The sequence below is a fragment of the Amycolatopsis kentuckyensis genome (assembly GCF_002155975.1).
Classification (GTDB): domain Bacteria; phylum Actinomycetota; class Actinomycetes; order Mycobacteriales; family Pseudonocardiaceae; genus Amycolatopsis; species Amycolatopsis kentuckyensis.
The window spans coordinates 1-2,917 of record NZ_MUMI01000503.1 but is presented as its reverse complement, the minus strand read 5'-3'; the positions used below and the strand labels follow the sequence as shown (position 1 = coordinate 2,917).

Below are 2,917 nucleotides of genomic sequence, written 5' to 3'. Positions count from 1 at the left end.
GCGTCGTCCGGACGACGCGGTCGATCTCCGAGGCGGGGAGCCGCCCCGCGAACTCCCCGGCCAGCCACACCCCGACCTCGTCCACGACGTCGTCCGCCCGGTGGCTCCGTACGGTCATCGCTCTCCTCGTTTCGGATCGCCTTCATGCCCAGGTCGAAACGGGAAATCCCGGTCCGACGCCAGTCCGACGGGCGAGCCGGGGACCCATGACGCCGAATCGGCGAAGTTCGTGCCACAAAAGCTTTCCGTGTTCGGACGGGTGAAATGCGTGACCATCGCTGTCACTCACATGGGCTGTTCGCCCTCCGAAGTTGTCGGCCGTTCGGGTAGAAATCCGCGGAACTTCGCCGATGGCGCGTCCGTCTCAGGACCCTGGAGGCATCGGGTAGTGCGGGCGTTCCTCACGGGACGCGGAAACGGAGACGCGATCCATGGGCCGGTACGACCGGACCGACCTCGGGGCGTACAGCCTGGGGTTGCTCGACGCCGCCGAGGCGGAACGGGTCGAGCGGCACCTCGCGGCGTGCCCGGACTGCCGCCAGGAGGTCCGGGAGTTCGAAGCCGTCCGCGGCCTGCTCGACCACCTGGTCGAAGTGAAGTCCACTTAGGACGCTCACCGCGAGGCGGCCGCCTTCACCGTCCGCAGCACCGGCGCCGTCTCCAGCGTCCGGATGGCGTCCAGCGCCCCCAGCCGGTGCGTCAGGTAGTGGTGCAGCGCCGCCGCGTCCGGGCAGAGCGCCTGCGCCACCAGGTTCGCCGGCCCCGTCGTCGCGGCCACGAGCGCGAGCTCCGCGTGGGTCGCCAGCGTCCGCGCCACCCGGTCCAGCTGGGCCGGTGCCACCGCCATCCACAGCAGCGCCTGCGTCGTCGCGCCCAGCGGTTCCGGGTCGATCTCCAGGTCGAAGAACACCGTGCCGCCCGCCTGGAGGTCGGCCAGGCGCCGCGCGACGGTCGCCGCCGACCAGCCCGTCGCCGTCGCCAGCTCGGCCAGGCTCGCGCGGCCGTCGCGCTGCAACGCCGCCAGCAAAGCGGCGTCGTCGCTGGTCAGCGGCTTGCCCGAGCCGGAACGAACCGGGGTGAGTGCCGCGATCTGGGCCGCGTCGAGGGCGTTGGCCCGGCCCAGCCACGCCGTCGGGCCGCCGAAGTAGCGGTGCAGCAGTTGGTGCGCCGACACCGCCGTGACGCTCGCCGTGCGCGGGATGTCCCGCAGCAGCAGCGCGTGGTCGCTCGCCGCCGGCGTGTGGACGTTCACGCAGATCTCCGTGCCGCCCGACATCAGCTTGATCCACGCCGTGTCCGCGCGGCGGGCCAGCGCCTGGGCGAGGTCCTGCGCCGTGTGCGGCGTCGCCGTCAGGCGGACCATCCACTCGGCCTGGCCGGCCCGCTGCGGGTCCGGCAGGCCCACGACGCGAAGCGACGCCTCGGCCCGAAGACGGCGGTAGCGCCGCGCCACCGTCTGCGTCGAGACGCCGAGGACGTCCCCGATCTTCGTGAACGGCGCCCGCCCGTCGAGGTGCAGCGCGTGGATCACCGCGCGATCGACGGCGTCCAGCGTGGTCATATCCCTCATCCCGGCTCGACAGATGGAAGAAATCTGCTAGCTGACGACGGTAGCTGGAACGAGCCGCGGCGTGAAGGTCAGGGTGGGCGCCGAACGAAAGGAGCTCCCGTGCCCACCATGACGCGTCACCGGCGGCGCTGGGCCGCACTGGCCGTGCTGCTCGTCGCCGAGGCCATGAACCTGCTCGACGCGACGATCGTCCAGGTCGCCGGCCCCGCCATCCACGCCGACCTGCCCGGCCCGGCCGCCGACATCCCGTGGTTCAGCGCCGCCTACACGCTGCCGTTCGCCGCCTTCCTGATCACCGGCGGACGGCTCGGCGACATCCTCGGCCGGGCCAAGGTGTTCAAGCTCGGCGTGGCGGGCTTCGTGCTCGCGTCGCTCGGCTGCGCGGCCGCCCAGGACGCCGGGGTCCTGATCGGGGCACGCGCGGTCCAGGGCGCGGCGGCCGCGCTGGTCATCCCGCAGACCATCGGCCTCATCCGCGCCCTCTTCGACGGCGACGAGCTCGCGAAGGCCCTGGGCACCATCGGCCCGGTGATGGGCCTGTCCGCGGTCACCGGCCCGCTGCTCGGCGGGCTGCTGACGCAGGCGGTCTCCTGGCGGGCGGCGTTCCTCGTGAACGTCCCGCTCGGGCTCGCGGTGCTGCTCGCCGCGCGGCTGCTGCGGGAGGACCGGGCCGCCACCCGGCCCCGGCTGGACCTCACCGGCACCGCGCTCGTCGTCGCCGGGGCCGGGCTGCTCGTCTACCCGCTGATCGACCCGGCGGGGACGAACGGGGCCCTGCTCGCGGCCGGCGCCGTGCTGCTGATCGTCTTCGGCTTCCAGCAGCGTCGTGCGGCCGCGCCACTGGTCGAGCCGAGCCTGTTCGCCCACCGCGGGTTCCCCGCCGCGCTCGCCGGGTCACTGCTGTTCTTCGCGGTGATGACCGGCCTGATGCAGGTCGTGCCCATGCAGCTGCAGCTCGGGCTCGGCGCCGACGTTCGGACCGCGGGCCTGACGCTGCTGCCGCTCTCGGTCGGCCTCGCGGTGTCGTCGTACGCCGCCGGCGCCTGGCTGGTGCCGAAGTTCGGCTCCCGGGTGATGTTCGCCGGGCTGGCGCTCCTGCTGACCGGGCTGCTCGCCATGGAGGCCGGCGGGGTGGGCGCGTACCCGTGGGCGCTGGGGCTGTGCGGGCTCGGGATGGGGACGTTCACGGTGCCGTTCTTCACCGCGGCGCTCCACCGGGTCCGGCCGCACGAGACGGGCTCGGCCGCCGGGCTGCTCAACGCCGTGCAGCAGCTCGGCGGCACCCTCGGCGTCGCTCTCCTCGGCGGCCTCTACCTCGGCACCGGCACGGCGGCCGCGGCGCTCGGC

The 2,917-nt window shown here is 73.7% G+C and carries 3 protein-coding genes; 2 read left to right on the top strand and 1 reads right to left on the bottom strand.

From position 1 onward, the window contains the following. Window positions 1–431 precede the first annotated feature (431 nt). The gene (locus tag CCN39_RS38915) at window positions 432–608 is read left to right on the top strand and encodes a zf-HC2 domain-containing protein (protein ID WP_086850932.1); all 177 of its coding nucleotides are present in this window, start codon (window positions 432–434) and stop codon (window positions 606–608) included. 5 nt (window positions 609–613) lie between these two features. Here the strand turns inward: CCN39_RS38915 and CCN39_RS38910 are convergent, their stop codons facing one another. Further along, complete coding sequence (locus tag CCN39_RS38910; protein WP_086850930.1) at window positions 614–1,561, bottom strand: Lrp/AsnC family transcriptional regulator; 948 nt, start codon at window positions 1,559–1,561, stop codon at window positions 614–616. A 108-nt stretch (window positions 1,562–1,669) separates the two neighbouring features. On the opposite strand from CCN39_RS38910, the gene CCN39_RS38905 reads away from it, so the two are divergent. Further along, the coding region (locus CCN39_RS38905) for an MFS transporter (protein ID WP_086850934.1) at window positions 1,670–2,917 on the top strand (1,248 nt) is incomplete at its 3' end.